This is a genomic window from Plantactinospora sp. DSM 117369, from assembly GCF_053764795.1.
The window spans coordinates 9,571,699-9,589,393 of record NZ_CM132446.1; the positions used below are offsets into that span (position 1 = coordinate 9,571,699).

Genomic DNA, 17,695 nt, shown 5'->3' on the forward strand with positions numbered 1-17,695 from the left:
GTCAGCCCGCGTCGGGGCGGTTGACGGCGGCCGCCAGTACCGCCGGGTCGACGTTGCCGCCGCTGACCACCGCCACCGTACGCCCGGCGGGCAGCTCGGCGGCGTGGAACATCCGGGCGGCGGTGGCCACCGCGCCGCTCGGCTCCACCACCAGCCGGGCGCCCCGGACCAACCGGGTCGTCGCGGCGGCGATCTCCTCCTCGCTGACCGTCACGATGCCGTCCAGCCGGGCGCGCAGGTGTGCGAAGGTCAGCGCGGAGAGGTTGGTCCGCAGCCCGTCCGCGCTGGTCCGATAGGTGCGGGCCGGTTCCCACTGGCGCAGCTCGCCGCCGCGCAACGACTCGGCGGCGTCGGCGGCGAGTGCCGGCTCGACCCCGATGACCCGGGCACCCGGGCGCAGCGCCTTGACCGCGGTGGCGACCCCGGAGGCGAGCCCGCCGCCGCCGACCGGCACCAGCAGCACGTCCAGCTCGGGCAGGTCGTCGAGCACCTCCAGCCCGATGGTGCCCTGGCCGGCGATGATCCGCCGGTCGTCGAAGGGCGGGATCAGGGTCCGCCCCTGCTCGGCGGCGATCGACTCGGCGACCGCCAGCCGATCGGCCGGGGCGACCATGCGTACCTCGGCGCCGAGAGCGCGTACCTGGTCGACCTTTGCCGCCGGAGCACCCTCGGGAATCACCACCGTGCACGACACGCCCCGGGCCCGGGCGGCGTAGGCGAGCGCCTGCCCATGGTTGCCGGAGGAGTGCGTGACCACGCCTCGGGCCCGCCGGTCGGCGTCGAGCCGGGCCACCGCGTGCGTCGCACCACGCAGCTTGAACGAGCCGACCGGTTGCAGGCTCTCCGGCTTCAGCCAGAGCTGGTCGTCCCAGCGGCAGGGCAGCAGGGGCGTACGCAGCACCACACCGGTCAGGTCCCCCGCCGCGGCCCGTACGTCATCGACGGTAACGAGATCCACCGGATCATCCTGCCACTGCGCTCACCCCCCGGTCCGGAGCGGTTCGGCCGGAGCCCTCCCCCGCCCCGCCGTTGGGTACGAAGATGACGATCCCACCGGGATGAATACGGCTAAAGCCTACTATTTTCCAGAGGCCCCGGATGATACGAGGATCGTGATGACCAGCGCCGACCAGCCCGGCGAGCAGCCGTACCGGCCCGGCGCCGGTTCCGGCGATCCGCCAACGGGCGGGGACCGGCCAACCGAGCCGGTCCCCCAGTCGTGGGACTGGGCGATCGACCCACCGCCGCCGGAGGGGCCGACCCGGGAGCCGACCCCGGATCCGGCGGCCGGACCGACGGTCGACGAGGTCCCGGATCCGCTCCCGTTGACCGGTCGCTTCCCGGACACGGTCGCGCCCGGCGCGGGCCCACCCTCCCCACCGCGTCCCGAACGGCCCGCCGCAGCGCAATCCTCGCCGCCCGCCGAGGCACCGCCGGACTGGTCCACGCCGGAGACGCGGGTCAGCACCCCGCCGCTGAGCGGGTACCCGCCGCCGACGCCGCAGCCGCCGATCTGGGCACCCCGACCGACCGGGCCGGAGGGCGGGGCCGGGCCGGAGGCGGGCCGACCACCGCCGGGCGGCACCGCAAAGGCTCCCGAGTTCGTGCGCCCGACCGACCGGCGGTGGTGGTTCCTCCTCGGCCTCGTCGCCGCGGTCCTCTCCTGCTGCTGCGTGGCCGCCGCCGTGGTCGCGCTGACCTGGGGGCCGGACTTCTACACCGGGCTGCGCGACCGCGGCCCCCGGGTCGTCGGCCTCAACCAGCCGGCCCGGGACGGCGATCTCGAGTTCCAGGTGCAGGAGGTGCGCTGCGGGCTCACCGAGGTCGGCGACCCGCTGGTCAGCCAGCTCGCGATCGGGCAGTTCTGCGTGGTCGGCCTGGCGGTGCGCAACCTGGGCCTGCGACCGGTGACGTTCCAGGACAGCCTGCAGATCGCGTACGGGCCGGCGGGGCAGCGGTTCGGGGTGGACAGTTCGGCCGGGCTGCTCGCCAACGCCGACCAGCTCGGCTTCCTCAGCGAGATCAACCCCGGCAACCGGGTCACCGGGGCGGTCGTCTACGACATTCCGCCCGACGCCCGGATCGTCCGGCTCCGGCTACGCGCCTCCGCCACCTCACCCGGAATCCAGGTCCGCACCGGATAGCCGGGGCGGTCCGGAGTGGCGAGCCCGACCGGGTCAGCGGGCGTGCCGGAGTGGTGAGCCGGGCCGGGTCAGCGGGCGTGCCGGAGTGGTGAGCCGGGCCGGGTCAGCGGGCGTGCCGGAGTGGTGAGCCGGGCCGGGTCAGCGGGCGTGCCGGAGTGGTGAGCCGGGCCGGGTCAGCGGGCGTGCCACGCCGCCAGGACCTCGGCCTCCTCGGCCTCGGTGAGGCCGATCCGCCGGTCCGCCTCCGGGCCGGCCGTGGCGAGCCAGGCGGCGGTGTCCCGCGCCGTCTCGGCCAGCGGCCGCGTCCGCAGCCCGGCCGCCAGGCTGGGAGTCACGTCCCGGGTCAGGAAGCCGGCGTACTCGGGCACCGGCAGCCAGAGCGGCAGCGACCGCGGGCCGGACCAGGGCTGCACCCCCTGCTCCGCCAGGAACTCCTGGGCCACCCAGCTCAGGGCGGCGCCGTCGGGGAGTACGTCGGCCAGGAACCCGGCCCGGGTCATCGGCGCGCCGGTGCCGTCGTACGTGCCGGTGAGTCCGCGTTCAGCGGCCGCGACGATCCAGGCGGCCAGGTCGCGTACGTCCACGAGCTGCACCGCGTCGTCCGGCGAGCCGGGCGCGAGGACCTCGCCACCCCGGGCCGCCCGCCGGACCCAGTATGCGAAGCGCCCGCTCGGATCCTCCGGCCCGACGATCAGCCCGGCCCGGCAGACGAAGACCCGGTCGGCACCGAACGCCTTCGTCACGATCTGCTCACAGGTCACCTTGCAGGCGCCGTACGACTCCGCGGAGAGCTCCGGGTCCTCCGCGTCCCGGGGCGCGGGTGCCAGTACCGGGGCGGTGTCGACCCGCTGGCCGACGGTGGTGGTGTCCGCGTACACCGAGCCGGTCGAGACGAACGTGAAGTGCCCCACCCGACCGGCGAGCGCGGTCACCGCGTGCCGGACCTGGTCGGGGCGCCGGGCCACGTCGACGACCGCGTCGAAGTCGCCGGTGAGCGCGGACAGGCCGGCCGGGTCGGTGCGGTCCACCCGGACGAAGCGGACGCCGTCCACCGGGTCCCCGGACGAGCCCCGGGCAGCGCAGGTGACGTCGTGGCCGGCGGCGAGGGCCTGCCGGGCGACAGCCCGGCCGAGGAACACGGTGCCGCCGAGGACGAGGGTTCGCATCCGGCGATGGTGCCCGGCTCGGGTGACATCCGGTAACCCCTGTTCGCGCAGAGCGGATCAGGTCCGACTCCCGCATCGGGCCGACGGCTGACTTCCGCCGCCCGTCATGCGTACCGGGCCGGTTGTGGAGTACGGTTCGACCGATATCCCAGGAGGTCGCGAATGTCCCTGACGGTGCACACCGAGGAGCGCGCCGACGTCGTCGTCGTGTCGGTCGCGGGCGAACTCGACATGGCCACCGCGCCGAAACTTCAGGACCAGATCACGGACCTGCTGGAGAAGGGGCACACCCGGCTGGTGTTCAACCTGGCCGAACTGAGTTTCTGCGACTCCACCGGGCTCTCCGTCTTCGTTCGCGCCCGCAACAGCGCCGACGAGGCCGGCGGCATGGTCCGGCTGGCCGCGCCGCGCCGGGGGGTGCTGCGCATCCTTGAGGTCAGTGGCCTGGTGGAGGTGCTCCAGACGCACGCCACGGTGGACGAGGCGGTGGCCGGCGGCCCCGCCGGCACCGACTGACGGCACCATCCCGCCGGTCCTCCGCTGGCCGCCGGCCACCGCTTTTCGTCCGCACCGCACTGGGCACTAGGTTGTCGACCGACACGAATCCGGCAACCTGGAGACGCCAATGCTCAAGGGCTTCAAAGACTTCATCATGCGGGGCAACGTCGTCGACCTCGCCGTCGGCGTGGTCATCGGTGCGGCCTTCACCAGCCTGGTCAACCAGTTCACCAACTCGTTCCTGAAGCCGCTGATCAGCATGTTCGGTGACGGCAAAGGCATCGAGGCGGGCACCTGGGAGTTGCCCAACGACGCCGTGATCGACTGGGCGGCCTTCATCAACGGCGTCATCACCTTCCTGATGACCGCCGCCGTGCTCTACTTCCTGGTGGTCTTCCCGATGAACAAGCTCGCCGAGCGGCGCCGGCGGGGCGAGGAGCCGGCACCGGCCGCGCCGAGCGAGGAGATCAAGCTGCTCACCGAGATCCGTGACGCGCTGGTCGCCGCCGGCCGGGCGCCGAACCGGCACCCCGAGGGCCCGGACGAGCGCTTCGGCCAGCAGTACCCGCCGGCGCCGCGCCGCCCCTGAGCCCGCGGCGTCACCTGCCCGGATGACGGGTCCGGCACCCGGCGATCTTCTCGAACGTACGTTCGATAAGGTCCCGGCATGGAACAACGAAAGCACTGGTGGAACGGCAAGTGGGGGCGCCTGGCACGGCGCGATGTCTACCTCCGGGCGGATGCCGACCAGTGGCACGTGGAGCAGCGCGCCGGCGGAGCCGAAGGGATCTCCCGGTTCTACGAGTTCGACAGCGAGGACGCGGCGTACGACGTGGTCCGGACCCTGCTGGCCGGGCCGGACACCTGGCGGGAACTCTCCGCCCGCCCGCCCGGCGCCGATTGACCGACCGGCGCCGGGCAGACGCCGGCGGTCAACCTGGTGGCCCGGCGGTCAGCGGGGCGAAGCCTCCAGTAGGGCGATGGTGCTGAGCGTGACCTGGTCGCGGATCCGGGTCACCGAGGTCTGCCACTGCCGGGTGAACCCCGGCCGGTGTTCGAGATCCCGCCAGACCGGCAGCACCGACTCGTCCAGCCGGGCGGCCGGCATCCAGAGGTGCAGCAGGCAGTCGATCGCCGGGCGGAGCCGGTCGATCTTCTGCGTCCGGGTGCCGGGCCCGGTGAGGCTGAACTCGATCAGCGACAGGAGCGTGGTGAGCAGCCAGTCGTGCAGCGCGAGGTCCTCGCAGAACTCCACCAGCGCCGGTACGGTCTCCTGCGGCGCCGTCAGTTCCAGGGTGCGCAGCGTGTCGGACTCGATCCGGAACTTTCCGTGCGCCTCGGTCCCCGGGTCGGCGGCCGGCAGCACCGCCCAGCGCAGTCGGGTGCGTTTGGTCCGGAACGGCGGGCGGCGGTCCAGCCGGGACGAGCTCTGCACCGCGTCGATCAGCCGGGCGCTGATCGCGCCCAGGTTGAGCGTCTGCGGCTGGTAGGTGGGCCCGAGGAAGCCCTGGGCCACGTCCCGGATGTCGACCTTGCCGATCGTCTCCACCCAGCCGGGCCGGGACAGGTAGTGCGACCAGATCAGCCGGCGGTTGCTGGCGGCCCGGTCCAGCCGGGTGTAGGTGGAGCCCTGCAACACGTGCCCGCCGGTCACCGCCGCGTGCGAGACCACCGTCCCGACGCCCCTGGTACGGCTGCCGGAGCGGGTCGGCAGCCGGCAGTCCACCCCGGTGAGCTGGTCCGGCGAGACCGCGTACGCGATCGGGCGCTCGGACCGGCGCACCCGCTGGCCGACCAGGAAGTCGAGGAGTTGGGCGGTGTTCTCCAGCGAGAGCGAGCTGGAGTTCTGTAGGAGTCCGGTGTGGACCTCGCCCAGGGTTAGCATTGCGCTCCTCCGCAACCTCTTGGGCACCGTGACCGGCATCACCGGGGCCGCGTCGCCGTGACAGCGACACCGTAACCGATGTCCGCGACGGGCACGGTGATCGGCGACCGGCAATTCACCATGGTACGCCCGGACACGTCCGGTAGACGGCGATCGGCCCCTCCCACCAGCGGAAACCACGTTCTTGCGTCCTATTGATACGGTTGCGTTACGCGCCGCTCAGCCGCCCCCTAGGAGCCGCCGTGACCAAGGTCTACGTCTCGGCCACTTTCCGGGATCTCCAGGAGTGCCGGGCCGCCGTCCAGCTGGCGCTGCGCCGGCTGCGGGTCGAGGACATGGCCATGGAGTCGTACGTGGCCGAGGACCGGCGCCCGCTCGAACGCTGCCTGGCCGACGTCGCCGAGTGTGACGTCTACGTCGGTATCTTCGCCTGGCGGTACGGCTTCATCCCGGCCGGCTACGACCGCTCGATCACCGAGCTGGAATACCGGGAGGCGCTGACCGGCGGCAAGCCGTGTCTGATCTTCCTGTTGGACGAGGAGGCGCCCTGGCCGCGCAGTTTCGTCGACCGGGGCCGGGACGCGGAGCGGATCGAGGCGCTCCGGGCGGAGTTGGCCGACCGGCACATGTGCAGCACCTTCCGGGATCCGGCCGACCTGGCCGCGATGGTGACCGCGGCGGTGGCGAACTGCCTCACCGACGCCGGGGTGCCGGCCGGCGGTGGCATGCACACGCTGAGCCGGGACACGCTCAAGCAGTACCTGCTCCGGTTGCGGCAGCACTACGGGGTGCTGGACCTGGACGCGTTGACCCCGGAGCAGACCGAGGACTACCTCCGGATCCAGTTGATGTCGGTCTTCGTCGAGCAGTGGGTACGCGAGGATCCGCCCCCGGCCGAGCTGCCCCGGGAGTGGCTGCGGCGGATGCAGTCCGAGGGGCGGATCGGCACCGAGGACGTGCCGGAGGAGGTGGATCCCCGGGAGCTGGTGCAGTTGCACGAGTCGTACCGGGCGAAGCCGTTGCAGCGGCTCTTCGACGTACTCGGCGCGCCGGAGCAGCGGGCGATCGTGCTGCTCGGCGATCCCGGCTCGGGCAAGTCGACCGTTGCCCGGTACGTGACGCTCAGCCTCACCGGCGGGCCGGTCGACGACCGGCTGACCGCGCTCGCCGACCACCTGCCGCTGCTGATCGAGTTGCGCTCGTTCATCACCCTGGCCGCCGAGGGCAAGTGCGAGAACTTCGTCGACTATCTCGACCACCGGGCCAGCACCGACGGGCTCGGCATCGAGCGGAGCGCGCTGTTGCGGCACCTCGGGGTCGGCGGCCGGGCGGTGATGGTCCTGGATGGCCTGGACGAGGTGTTCGACCGGCACCGCCGGGAGGAGGTGGCCCGGCAGATCGCCGGTTTCGCCGCCAACCACCCGCAGGTACGGATGATCGTCACGTCCCGGATCATCGGCTACTCGCGGCGGATCCTGACCAGTGTCGGGTTCGTGCACTACACGTTGCAGGACCTGGACGAGGAGCAGACCGGCGACTTCCTGTCGAGTTGGTACCGGCTGGCGATCCGGGACCGGCCGGAGGACGCGCACGCCCAGCGGGCCCGGCTGCTGGACGCGATGCGGCACTCGCACGCGATCCGGGAACTCGCCGGCAACCCGCTGCTGCTGACCATCCTGGCGATCATCGGCAAGCACCAGCCGCTGCCCCGGGAGCGCTGGAAGCTCTACGACCACGCCGCCACCGTGCTGGTGGCGCAGTGGGACACCGACCGGCACCTGCGGGAGGAGTCCCCGGCCGCCGGCTTCCTGGACCCGGAGGACAAGAAGGAGCTGCTGCGCCGGCTGGCGTACCGAATGCAGTCGGCCGACCGCGGGCTGACGGTCAACTACATCGACCGGACGGAGCTCAGCGACGTCTTCGAGCAATACCTGGTCGAGCGCTACCGGCGGGACGCCGCCACCGCCCGGACCATCGCGCTGGCGATGATCGAACAGTTCCGGGAGCGGAACTTCATCCTCAGCCGGTACGGTCCGCAGGTCTACGGCTTCGTGCACCGCACCTTCCTGGAGTTCTTCTGCGCCGACGCCATCCTGGCCAAGTTCCAGCACGACCAGGTGCTCTCCTTCGAGCAGCTCAAGGACCTCTTCCGGCAGCACTGGGCCGACCTGTCCTGGCGGGAGGTACTCCGGCTGCTCGCCGGCGCGCTGCACCAGAACCACACCGCGCAGCTCATCCAGTTGCTCACCACCGAGGTCAACCAGCCCTGGCCGCCGGCCGACTTCGCCCCGCCGCCGTGGAACCTGGCGCTGGCCGTACAGTGCCTGGCCGAGGTCCGCAACCTGCACAGCGCCGCCGCCAAGCCGGCGGAGACACTGCTGCGGCAGCTCATCCTGCTGCTGGAGCACTGCGTCTCGATCGACGACCGGGAGACCGCCCGGCTGATCGACGAGGAGATCCTGCCGGCCGCCAAGGCGATCGGGCCGAACTGGCCCGGCCGCAAGATCTACCTCTCCTGGTACCGGCGCCGGGGCGTCCGGGTCGTCTGGAACCCGGTCTCCACCCACGCCGCCCGGCTGGCCGCGATGCTCTCCACCCCGGCCGAACGGATCGACGACCTCTTCGACGACGTGCTCGCCACCATGGACGACAGCCCCGCCTCCTACGCCTCGGTCGCCGGCCTGGCCGAGTTGGCCCTGCTCGCCACCACCGCCGTGGACAGCCCTGCCCACCAGGCCGCCGCCGCGCGGGCCCGGACCCGGCTGATCAAGCGCGCCCGGGCCGACAACCACGCCGGGGTTCGGCTGGCCGCCGTGCAGGCTCTCGGGGAGCGGTTCGGCACCGACCCCGAGGCGCGCGACCTGCTCATCGAACGGGTCCGGGCCGACGGGTACGCCGGGGTGCGGCTCGCCGCGGTGCAGGCGCTCGGCGAGCGGTTCCGGGACGAGCCGAACGTCCGCGACCTGCTCCGGGAACGCGCGCACGCCGACGAGCACGCCAGCGTACGGCGTACCGCGATCCAGACCCTCGGCGACCGGTACGGCGGCGACGACGAACTCCGGGACGTGCTCGTCGAGTGCCTGCGTACCGACACCGACGCCGAGGTGACCCGTACCGCCGCGCACGTCCTGGTCGAGCGGTTCGCCGCCACCCGGCACGTCCGGGACCTGCTGATCGAACGCGCCCGCGACGACACCGACCCGGTGACCAGGCGCACCAGCGTGCGGGTCCTCGGCGAGCGGCTGACCACCGACGCCAAGGTCCGGGCGGTGCTGATCGACCGGGTCCGGGTAGACCGTGACCCGGGGGTGCTCCGGGCCGCCGCCCGCGCCCTCATCGACCAGCAGGGCCCGGACACCGCCACCCGGGACCTGCTGGTCAGCCGCACCGGCGGGGACACCGACGAGACGATCCGGCTGGTCGCGCTGCGGATGCTGGTGGAGTCCTTCGAGCGGGACCCCGCGCTGATCGAGCTGCTGGTCACCACCGCCCGCCACGACCGGGACGCCGACGTACGCCTGCTCGCCGCCCGAGCCCTGACCGACGATATCGGCGCCGAAGCCTCGGTCGGCGCCGCACTCGGCGAACTCGCCCTACGAGACCGGGACGCCCGGATCCGGCTGGTCGCCGCCCGAGCCCTGATCGAGCGAGTCGGAATGGACTCCGCCGTCTCCGAGGTACTCGCCGGGCTCGCCCGGGACGACTCCGACGCGACCGTCCGCCTCGCCGCCGTCAACGCCCTCGCCGACACCGCACGCCGCGATCCCGCCACCCGGGAAGTGATCCTCGACCGAGCCCGCAACGACCCCGACGCCGAGGTACGGCTCGCCGCACTCCGCGCACTGACCCGAGAGCCGCAACTATCCGAACAGGTCCACCACGTACTGGTCGACCGGGCACACCACGACCCGGACGCCGCCGTCTTCGCCCTCGCCGCCACGGCAGTGGTAGAACGCGGCGCGTCCCGCGACGACGTACACGACCTACTCACCGGACGAGTACACGGCGACAGCAACGCCCGGCTCCGGCTCGCCGCCGTACGCTTACTGGTACAGCGGCTCGGCATCGACGCCGACGTCCGAGAGGCACTACTGGAACGAATCCGGCACGACCCCGACGCCGAACTCGTACACGAAGCCGCCGTCGAACTCGCCACCCGGCTCGGCACCGACGTCGAGCAGTGCGAAGTCCTGATGGCCCGGGCCACCGGCGAGGACCCACAGATCCGCACCGTGGCCGTACGCATCCTCGGCGAGCACTTCGGCGCCGACCGGGCCGTACGCGAACTGCTGATCGAACGGGCCGGCAACGACAAGGACGTACAGGTACGCCGCGAGGCACTCCGAGTACTCGGCGAACGCCTCGCCGAACATCCCGAAGTCCGTACCCTCTTCGTGGAACGGCTACGCGACCAGGACTGGTCGGTACGGGCCGCCACCGTGCAAGCCCTCGGCACCCACTTCGGCGACGACCACCAGACCCGAGAACTCCTCACCGAACTGGCCCGGGACGACCCGGATCCCGGCTTCCGACGCCGAGCCGGTCAGGTACTCACCTGGCTACCCGACGCCGACCCCGACCACCTGCCGGACGTACGGCGGTGAGCGTTCCACGGTCAGTCGCCGACGAAGACGTACTCCGTCCGCTCGACCAGGTCCTTGGGCAGGTCGATGTGCTCGTTGCGGCTGCGGGTCTGTATCTGGTCCAGCACCGCCGGGCTGATCGAGACCTGGCTCAGGATCGTCCGGACGGCGTGCTCGATCGGCAGGAAGCGCGAGCCGAGCACGGAGAAGGTCCGATACGCGCTGAACGGCGCGGCGTGCGGGTTGAGCTTGACCACCGCCGGCATCTCGTCCCAGTCGTCCGGCCAGTCGTCAAGCTGGTAGGGATTGGTCACGCCCTCGCCCTCGTGCCGCAGCAGGCCCAGCCGCATGAGCTGCCAGACGGCCGCCAGGAACGGGCAGGACCAGCGCCGCTGGCCGTTTTCCTCGTAGTCCCACAGCTCGACGTCCATAAAGATGGAGTGCCGGTTCGCCGCGTTCTGCACCGGCGGCTGCCAGGCCCGGCCGGCGCTCATCGCCTGACCGGGGCCGGAGACCGGCGACCGCTTGCCGTTGCAGAGCCAGCCGGTCTCCGAGGTCGGCGGGCGGTCCCCGGTGGTCTCCGGGACCGGATCGGAGACAAGCTGGGTGAGCACCAGCTCGGCGAGCGGGATGTCGTCGGCCTGGGCGCAGCCGGCCTCCCGGGCGAAGTAGTCGATCACCAGCCCGGTCTCCTGCGCGGCCTCGCGTACCTGCTCCATCACCACCCGGGGCGTACTGAACCGGGTGAAGTAGTCGTCGATCAGAAAGCAGGTGCTGATCCGGGCTCGGCCGCCCGGCATCCGGTCGGCGCAGGTCTGCCGGGCCGCCGCCGCCCAGGGCGCAACCCGGGCGAAGTGCCGGCGAAGCTGGTCGATACCGCCGGCGAACTCCTCGATGTAGAGGTGGCCCAGCTCGACGGAGAGGTGCGAGAGCGGAACGGACTCGACGCTGCGTCTGGCCGCCGTCTCCTCGAAGGTCACATCCGGTCTCATCACAGCATCTCCCAGGCCGCGTCGTCGACGATGAGCTTTGCCAGTGCCGAGAAGGCCTCCACGGTCTCCAGGTTTGCGATCTTGCGCGCGTACACGTCGTTGTCGGAGATGAGCTGCTCGCGCCATTGCAGCACCGGGTCGAGCGGCACGGAGCCGATCAGCATCGTCCGGCCCACCCGGTTGTTGCTGGCCAGCTCCAGCAGGTCCTGGTTGCACTCCCGCAGCCAGGCCACCTGCGCCGGCCGCAGCCCCTCCAGCTCGGGCGAGTCCGGGTCGACCACGGCGGTACGCACGAACCGGAGCCGGTTGATCAGGTCCTCGTAGTCGTGTCCGGCCCGGGTGCCGGCGTCCAGGATGCCCCGGGTGCCGTAGACCAGCCCCGAGGCGGCGAGGACGTGCTGCCGGGTCCAGCGGTGGAAGACCAGCCAGCGCGACCGTACCGACTTCAACTCCGGCATGGCGGTGGCGGCCAGCACCATCTGGGTGGCGTACGACCGGCCGGCGCTCAGGTCGACGAGGCTGAGGTCGAACTCCTCCTCCAGCCGCAGGAAGAGCCGGGCGCAGCGCTCGATCCGCTCCCGGGTGGCCGGGAACTCCCCGCCGCCGCTGTCGCCGGGCAGCAGCACCAGCCGGCCCGCGCCGGGCGGCCGGTTGCGCAGGCTGGGCCGGTCGGACTCGGTCCACACCTCGATCCGTTGCGGCTCGGCCAGGGCGCCGTCCAGATAGTCGTGCAGCCCGCCGCGGGTGGTGCCGTGCACGGCGGAGTCGATGTTGAAAATCGCGCCGGCCGTCGGCGACCCGAAGTCGAAGTCGAGATAGCAGACGTCGCTGCCCTGCAACGCGCTCCGGTAGAGCATGTTGCTGCTGGTGACCGAGCGCCCGGTGCCGCCCTTGTCGGAGGCCGCGAAGATCAGCATTTCAGCCAGCCTCCGCGACGTCGCGCCGGGCCGCGTTCAACTCGTCCAACCGGCGCAGTACCGAGCTGGTCAGCGCCGCCGCCGTGCCGGGCCGCTCGTGCACGATCTCCCGGGCCCGTCGCAGGTTGACCCGGACCACCTGGAGGGTCTGCTGCATCTTCGGACCCGCCTCCGCCGCGCCGGCCAGCAGCTCCACGTCGTAGAGGTGCTCGGCCTCGTTGAGCAGGTCCAGCGCGTGCATGGTGAGCCGGTCGCTGCGCAGCGGCGGCCGACGCAGCACGCGTACGGTGGTGACCAGTGACTGCACCACCCGTTCGGTGTAATACCACGATGGCTCGTCGTGGTATTCGTCGAACTGCTGGAACACCCGGGCCGGCTGGTCCCACAGGCTACGGCCGGCGCCACGTTCGAGACGGCGGAGCACCAGATGGTCCCAGACCCGGTCGGCGAGTTCCAGCATCCTGGCCCGCTGGTCGGCATCGCTGAGCAGGCCGGCGATGTACGCGGTGCGCTGCAACAGCAGCGCGGAGAACTCGGTCACCGCCCAGCGCAGCGTCGGCCCGCCGAGCTTGTCGCTGTTCTGCAGGGTCATCCGTACGCCGGGAGAGTGCAGCGTGAGCGCCGGGTCCTGGTCGAACGGCCGGCGGGTGATCCGCGCCCGGTTGGCCAACTCCTCCAGCACCGCACCGACCCGGCTAAGATCGGCGTCGGCACCGCGCTCGACCACCAGACCCTTGACCGCCAGTGAGGTCACCAGCAGGGTGTAGTAGTCGGTGGCGTCCCGGTCGGTGGTCCGCCAGGGGATGTCCTCCAGCGGCCAGCGGTGGCCGTCGCCGAAGGTGGCGACGGTGGCCCAGTAGCCCCGGGTCAGGTCCCACCGCAGTTGCAGCGCCCGGGACAGCCGCTGCTGTTCCTCGTTGAGCAGGCCGAGGATCCGGGTCCGCTCGGTGAAGAGTTCCTCGATCGCGTCGATCGCGATGACGGTGAAGTAGAGGTAGGGCTCCTCGGGCGCCACACCCGACGGCTGCTGGCCGACCGACTCGGTCGTCTCGACCTCCGGCGCCTCCCGGACGATGCCCCAGGACCAGCCGCACTCGAAGAGCCGGTTCGGACTGTCCAGGTCGGCCACCTGGCCAGAACCGATCATGACCTCGCGGAAGCTCGCGATGGTCTGCCGCAGCCGGCGGCGCAACTGCGCGACGATCTGCCGCTGCGGCAGGTTGCTCTGGTTGAGGGTACGGACCAGCGCCTGGCCCTCGTCGGAGTCGACGTCGAAGACGTTCACCGCGAAACTGCGCAGCAGACCCACCATGGCGGCGGAGAGCCGGGCGCTCGCCATGTGCTCCAGTTCGTCGATCTCCCGGAGGATCTCCTCACGGCGTACCACGGTGCGGAAGACCCGGGCGAAACCGATGGCAGCCAGGGAGAGTGTGATCGACATGGCGAACGAGTCGACGATGTCGAGGTCGAGTTGCTGCTCGGACGGCTCGCCGCCGTCGGTCTGGAAATATGTTCGGCCGGAGAAGACCGGCGTCCCCGATTTGTCGGTGTAGCGCTGGTAATACTCGGTGAGCACCTGGATCAGTACCCGGGGAATCTGGGTGGCGGTGCCGAGCGGGCGCAGCGCCCTGATCATTTCCTCGGCGGTCTCGTCGGGACGGTCAAGTCCGAAGTCCGCCTGGGTGGCCGGCAGCAGGATGCAGAGCAACTGCTCGGCGTCACTAATCGAGTTCGGGCCGTCCCGCCCGCCCCACTGCCACTTTCCGTCCTGCCAGCTCGACCGGACGGTGGCCGCCCAGATCTCCAGTAGCTCCTGACGGGGCTGGATCCTCATCTATCGTGCACCACCATCCGCGAAAAACACCGGCTAGGTCGAGCGGCACTCATGTTGTACGTCGGGAAGACCTCGCGGCTCCCGCACGTGCCTCGATGATAGAGACGCGACCGACCGGCTGCGGTAGCCCCGGCTCCACGACCGGGCACGAATCAAAGGAAGACGCTGGTCAACGCCGCACTGGTCGGCCTCTCCACAGTGGTGCCACGCTTCACCGCGGCCACCCCCTTCGCATCTCGGGCCTATCCATCAATGATGGCGTACGCGTCAAGGCGGGCGGAACACCTCGGCGAGCCGCCCACCAGGAACGTCGTCCGGCGAACCCGGGCGCCGCGGGTCGGCTCAGCCGTGCCGGGCCGGGTCGGTGAGCTGCTGGCGTACCGCCCAGAGCGCCGCCTCGGTACGCGACGCCGAGCCGGTCTTGCGGAGCAGGTTGGAGACGTGCACGGTGACCGTCCGTACCGAGATGCCGAGCGAGCGGGCCACCTGCTTGTTGGACATGCCGGCGGCCAGACAGGACAGCACCTCGATCTCCCGGCCGGTCAGCTCGGCGGTCGGCGCCGGTGGCGGTTCGACGAGCAGCCGCAGGTTCACCGGCTCGGCGACGAGTTCCTCGGGTCGCCGCCCCCGCTCCGCGACCAGCAGTTCCACCAGCCGGTACGGGTTGCCGCCGGTACGCCGCCACAGCGCTTCGACAACGGCCGGCGGCACCGGCAGTCCGGGGTAGACCTGACCGAGCACGGCGGCCACGTCCGGCCGGCCCAGCGGGCCGAGATGCTGCCGGATCGCACCCGGCGCTCCGGAGAGCCGGGCCAGGGTGGCCGCGACCAGTCGGGGCGACACCGCCTCCTCCGGTGGCCGGCTGCCCACCAGCAGCAGGGCCGGCAGATCCGGTGCGGTGGCCAGCTCGCCGACCAGGTTGAGGCTGGCCGGGTCGAGCGCGTGCAGATCCTCCACCACCAGTACCGCCGGCCCGGCACCAACCAGGGCCCGTACGGTGCGTACCGCTAGGCGTAACAGGGCGTCCGGGGCGTACCGCTCCCGGGGCGCGTTCGGATGCTGGGCCAGCCAGGCCAGCGCGTCCGGCGGCAGCGGCAGCTCGCTGGTGTCCCGACCGCTGAGCGCGGCGGCGAGCCAGTCGTACGGGGCCGGGGTGTGCACCCGGGCGGTACCGGTGAGGATGGTCACCGGTCGGGGCGAGAGGCCGTCGAGGGCGGCGCTGATCAGCAGGCTCTTGCCCACCCCGGCGGCGCCGGTGACCACCACGCAGCCGGCCCGGCGAGAGCCACCGGCGACCGTGGCCCAGGCGGCGGCGAACTCGGCCAGTTCGCCGGCACGCCCGACCATGGAGACCGGCATCATTCGTCCAACCCTACGCAGTACTGCGTAGTGACTTTGCCGTGGATCTCGGGGCAAGCTGCACGGTATGACCTTTGTCCTGCGCAGCCTGGCCGTCAGCGACCCTGGCCTGGTCCGGCCGAACAACGAGGACGTGGCGTTCGCCGGGAACCGCCTGATCGCCGTCGCCGACGGCATGGGTGGCGCGCCGGCCGGCGAGGTGGCCAGCGAGATCGCGATCAGCAGCCTGGCCCCGGTGGAGCGGTCCGCGCCCGACGCGGAACCCGTGGCGGCCCTGTTGGACGCGATCGGTGCGGCCAACGCCCAGATCCGTGCGGTGACCGTCGCCGACCAGGCCACCGAGGGGATGGGCACCACCATCACCGCGATGCTGCTCGCCGGCCGCCGGCTCGCGGTCGCGCACGTCGGCGACTCCCGGGGCTATCTGCTGCGGGCCGGCAGGCTGGCACAGCTCACCAGGGACGACACCTTCGTACAGGCGCTCGTCGACCAGGGTGGGTTGACTCCGGAGGAGGCTCGGCGGCACCCGCAGCGGTCCCTGGTCACCCGGATAGTGCAGGGCGGCCACCTCGAACCGGCCACCGTCGCGCTCATCGCCCAGCCGGACGACCGGCTGCTGCTGTGCAGCGACGGCCTCTCCGACGTGGTCGACGACGACGCCATCGCCGCGACGCTGGCCGGCTTCCCCGACCGCGAGGAGTGCGCGCGACAGTTGGTCAAGCTCGCCCACCAGGCGGGTGCCCCGGACAACGTGACGCTGGTGGTGGCGGACGTGACCGCCGAGTGAGCCCTCTTCGACCTCCCCTCGCGGTCCGTCGCGGCCACGGGTGGAAGTCGGGAGTGCCCGCGCCGCACCGTTCAGGTTGAATAATTGCCCCATCACATGGCCGACCCGGCCGCGATCGGCCCGGGCGGGAGGGGGCGGCACGGTGGCCGTGATCGACCTCGGCGAGGAGCGCTACGACGCGCCGGCCGGCCCGGTTCCGCCCCGCCGGTTGCGCCGGCGGCGGCTCCGGTCGACCGCACTGGTGCTGGCCGGTGCGCTGGTGCTCGGCGCGGGCGGTGCGGCGCCACCCGTGGCGCCGCTGCTGACCGAGCTCTACCGGGCGCCGCTGGACGGCGGCGGCGACTTCACCCTGTCCGGTGACCGGCTCTTCGTCACCGAGCCGCTCGGCGGCGGCGCGCACCGGGTCAGCGCGTACGACCTGGGGCGGGGGCGGCAGCTCTGGAGCGGCACGTACCGGATCGAGCAGCAGGTGGGGCTCTATCCGCACGGCGGGCTGCTGATGGTGGTGGAGGAGGGTCAGCCGCAGAACCGCCCCTTCCAGACCGTCGTCCTGGATGCCGACACCGGGCAGACGCGCCTGTCGGTGCAGTCCCACCTGACCGTGCTGCCCGAGGTGCGGGTCGCGCTGGCCGTCGAGGAGGTCTTCCCGCCGGGCTCACGGGTCGATCCCGACAACCCGCCGCCGGTGACCACCCCGATCTACCGCGGGTCCGGGGGTGGCGGCATGTACACGGCGCCGTCGCTCGGGGAGACCGGCCGGGTGATCGACCTCGACACCGGCCGGGACCTGTGGACCTCCCCGCTGGTCGCCGGCATCGCCACCGTGCCGGCCGCCGCCGGGCGGCCCACCGCCCTGCTGACCGGGCACCGGGACGGCCGGCTCGAACTGCGCGACCTCCGCACCGGAGCGGTCCTTCAGCGGCTCGACTCGGCGGCCAGCCCGCCCCGGTACGCGGAGGTGACCGGCGACTCGCTGCTGGTGCGGTTCGAGTCGCACGTCGCCGTCTATTCGGCAGATCTCCGGCAGCGTCGATGGATCCGGGCCATGCCGGCGGACCAGGGGTCCGTCAACGTGTGCGGGCCGGTGCTGTGCCTGGGCCGCCACGACCCGAGGGCCGTCGAGGGGCTCGATCCGGTCACCGGCGACACCGTGTGGCGGTTCACCGATCAGGTGTGGCTGACCCCGCACGGCGTCCACCTCGTGGAATACGGCCTGGACGGCACCGTCCGCCGGGCGGTGGACCCGCGCACCGGGCGTACCGTGCTGGACCTGACCGGGTGGACCGAGGCCAACGGTTTCTCCTCGACCGGTCCACTGCTGCTGCGCCGGACCCGCAGCGGCCTCCGCACCTGGCTGGGCCTGCTCGATCCGGAGGGTACGGCGGTCCGCCCGCTGGACCCGCTGCCGTTCGCGCTCTCCTCCTGCCAGGTGAGGACCGGGGCGCTCGCCTGCCGCACCCAGTTCGGCGATGTACGGGTCTGGCGGTTCCCGCCGCAGCCGACCCGGGCCGAGTGAGCGGCAGCCACCGG

At 72.1% G+C, this 17,695-nt stretch carries 14 protein-coding genes; 7 read left to right on the top strand and 7 right to left on the bottom strand.

The genetic code is table 11. From position 1 onward, the window contains the following. Position 1: 1 nt before the first annotated feature. A complete protein-coding gene (locus ACSMXO_RS41135; RefSeq protein ID WP_455416065.1) occupies positions 2-958 on the bottom strand; it encodes a threonine ammonia-lyase in 957 nt (318 codons plus the stop codon). Positions 959-1,115: 157 nt separating this feature from the next. Between ACSMXO_RS41135 and ACSMXO_RS41140 the strand changes: the two genes are divergently transcribed. Beyond that, on the top strand, positions 1,116-2,144 hold the full coding sequence (locus ACSMXO_RS41140; protein ID WP_455416066.1) for a DUF4352 domain-containing protein: 1,029 nt from the start codon (positions 1,116-1,118) through the stop codon (positions 2,142-2,144). Between the two features lie 173 nt (positions 2,145-2,317). Here ACSMXO_RS41140 and ACSMXO_RS41145 read toward each other — a convergent pair whose 3' ends face one another. Beyond that, the gene (locus ACSMXO_RS41145) at positions 2,318-3,310 is read right to left on the bottom strand and encodes an NAD-dependent epimerase/dehydratase family protein (protein ID WP_455416067.1); all 993 of its coding nucleotides are present in this window, start codon (positions 3,308-3,310) and stop codon (positions 2,318-2,320) included. A 162-nt stretch (positions 3,311-3,472) separates the two neighbouring features. On the opposite strand from ACSMXO_RS41145, the gene ACSMXO_RS41150 reads away from it, so the two are divergent. The 3 genes from ACSMXO_RS41150 (at position 3,473) to ACSMXO_RS41160 (ending at position 4,712) form a co-directional block, all read left to right on the top strand. Then, entirely contained in the window at positions 3,473-3,826 is a 354-nt protein-coding gene (locus ACSMXO_RS41150) for an STAS domain-containing protein (RefSeq protein ID WP_455416068.1), read from the top strand. Positions 3,827-3,935: 109 nt separating this feature from the next. Beyond that, the gene (gene mscL, locus ACSMXO_RS41155) at positions 3,936-4,397 is read left to right on the top strand and encodes a large conductance mechanosensitive channel protein MscL (RefSeq protein WP_346258692.1); all 462 of its coding nucleotides are present in this window, start codon (positions 3,936-3,938) and stop codon (positions 4,395-4,397) included. Between the two features lie 78 nt (positions 4,398-4,475). Further along, on the top strand, positions 4,476-4,712 hold the full coding sequence (locus ACSMXO_RS41160; RefSeq protein ID WP_318402136.1) for a hypothetical protein: 237 nt from the start codon (positions 4,476-4,478) through the stop codon (positions 4,710-4,712). 48 nt (positions 4,713-4,760) lie between these two features. Here the strand turns inward: ACSMXO_RS41160 and ACSMXO_RS41165 are convergent, their stop codons facing one another. After that, entirely contained in the window at positions 4,761-5,693 is a 933-nt protein-coding gene (locus ACSMXO_RS41165) for an SCO2521 family protein (RefSeq protein ID WP_346258691.1), read from the bottom strand. A 242-nt stretch (positions 5,694-5,935) separates the two neighbouring features. On the opposite strand from ACSMXO_RS41165, the gene ACSMXO_RS41170 reads away from it, so the two are divergent. Next, on the top strand, positions 5,936-10,297 hold the full coding sequence (locus tag ACSMXO_RS41170) for a HEAT repeat domain-containing protein (protein WP_455416069.1): 4,362 nt from the start codon (positions 5,936-5,938) through the stop codon (positions 10,295-10,297). A gap of 11 nt (positions 10,298-10,308) precedes the next feature. On the opposite strand, the gene ACSMXO_RS41175 is transcribed toward ACSMXO_RS41170, so the two are convergent. The 4 genes from ACSMXO_RS41175 to ACSMXO_RS41190 all read right to left on the bottom strand — a co-directional run bounded on the left by ACSMXO_RS41175 (position 10,309) and on the right by ACSMXO_RS41190 (position 15,381). Then, a complete protein-coding gene (locus ACSMXO_RS41175; RefSeq protein ID WP_346263606.1) occupies positions 10,309-11,268 on the bottom strand; it encodes an SCO2522 family protein in 960 nt (319 codons plus the stop codon). Then, positions 11,268-12,185, bottom strand: coding sequence for an SCO2523 family variant P-loop protein (locus tag ACSMXO_RS41180; RefSeq protein ID WP_318402143.1), 918 nt, complete (start codon positions 12,183-12,185; stop codon positions 11,268-11,270). The genes ACSMXO_RS41175 and ACSMXO_RS41180 overlap by 1 nt, the downstream gene beginning before the upstream one ends. A gap of 1 nt (position 12,186) precedes the next feature. Continuing rightward, on the bottom strand, positions 12,187-14,019 hold the full coding sequence (locus ACSMXO_RS41185) for an SCO2524 family protein (RefSeq protein ID WP_346263607.1): 1,833 nt from the start codon (positions 14,017-14,019) through the stop codon (positions 12,187-12,189). Positions 14,020-14,361: 342 nt separating this feature from the next. Further along, positions 14,362-15,381: an AAA family ATPase gene (locus ACSMXO_RS41190; RefSeq protein ID WP_455416070.1), complete on the bottom strand. Its 1,020-nt coding sequence runs from the start codon at positions 15,379-15,381 to the stop codon at positions 14,362-14,364. Between the two features lie 64 nt (positions 15,382-15,445). Between ACSMXO_RS41190 and ACSMXO_RS41195 the strand changes: the two genes are divergently transcribed. Both ACSMXO_RS41195 and ACSMXO_RS41200 read left to right on the top strand, forming a co-directional pair. Beyond that, the gene (locus ACSMXO_RS41195) at positions 15,446-16,165 is read left to right on the top strand and encodes a PP2C family protein-serine/threonine phosphatase (protein ID WP_455416071.1); all 720 of its coding nucleotides are present in this window, start codon (positions 15,446-15,448) and stop codon (positions 16,163-16,165) included. A 142-nt stretch (positions 16,166-16,307) separates the two neighbouring features. Then, the gene (locus ACSMXO_RS41200; RefSeq protein WP_455416072.1) at positions 16,308-17,681 is read left to right on the top strand and encodes a hypothetical protein; all 1,374 of its coding nucleotides are present in this window, start codon (positions 16,308-16,310) and stop codon (positions 17,679-17,681) included. Positions 17,682-17,695 lie beyond the last annotated feature (14 nt).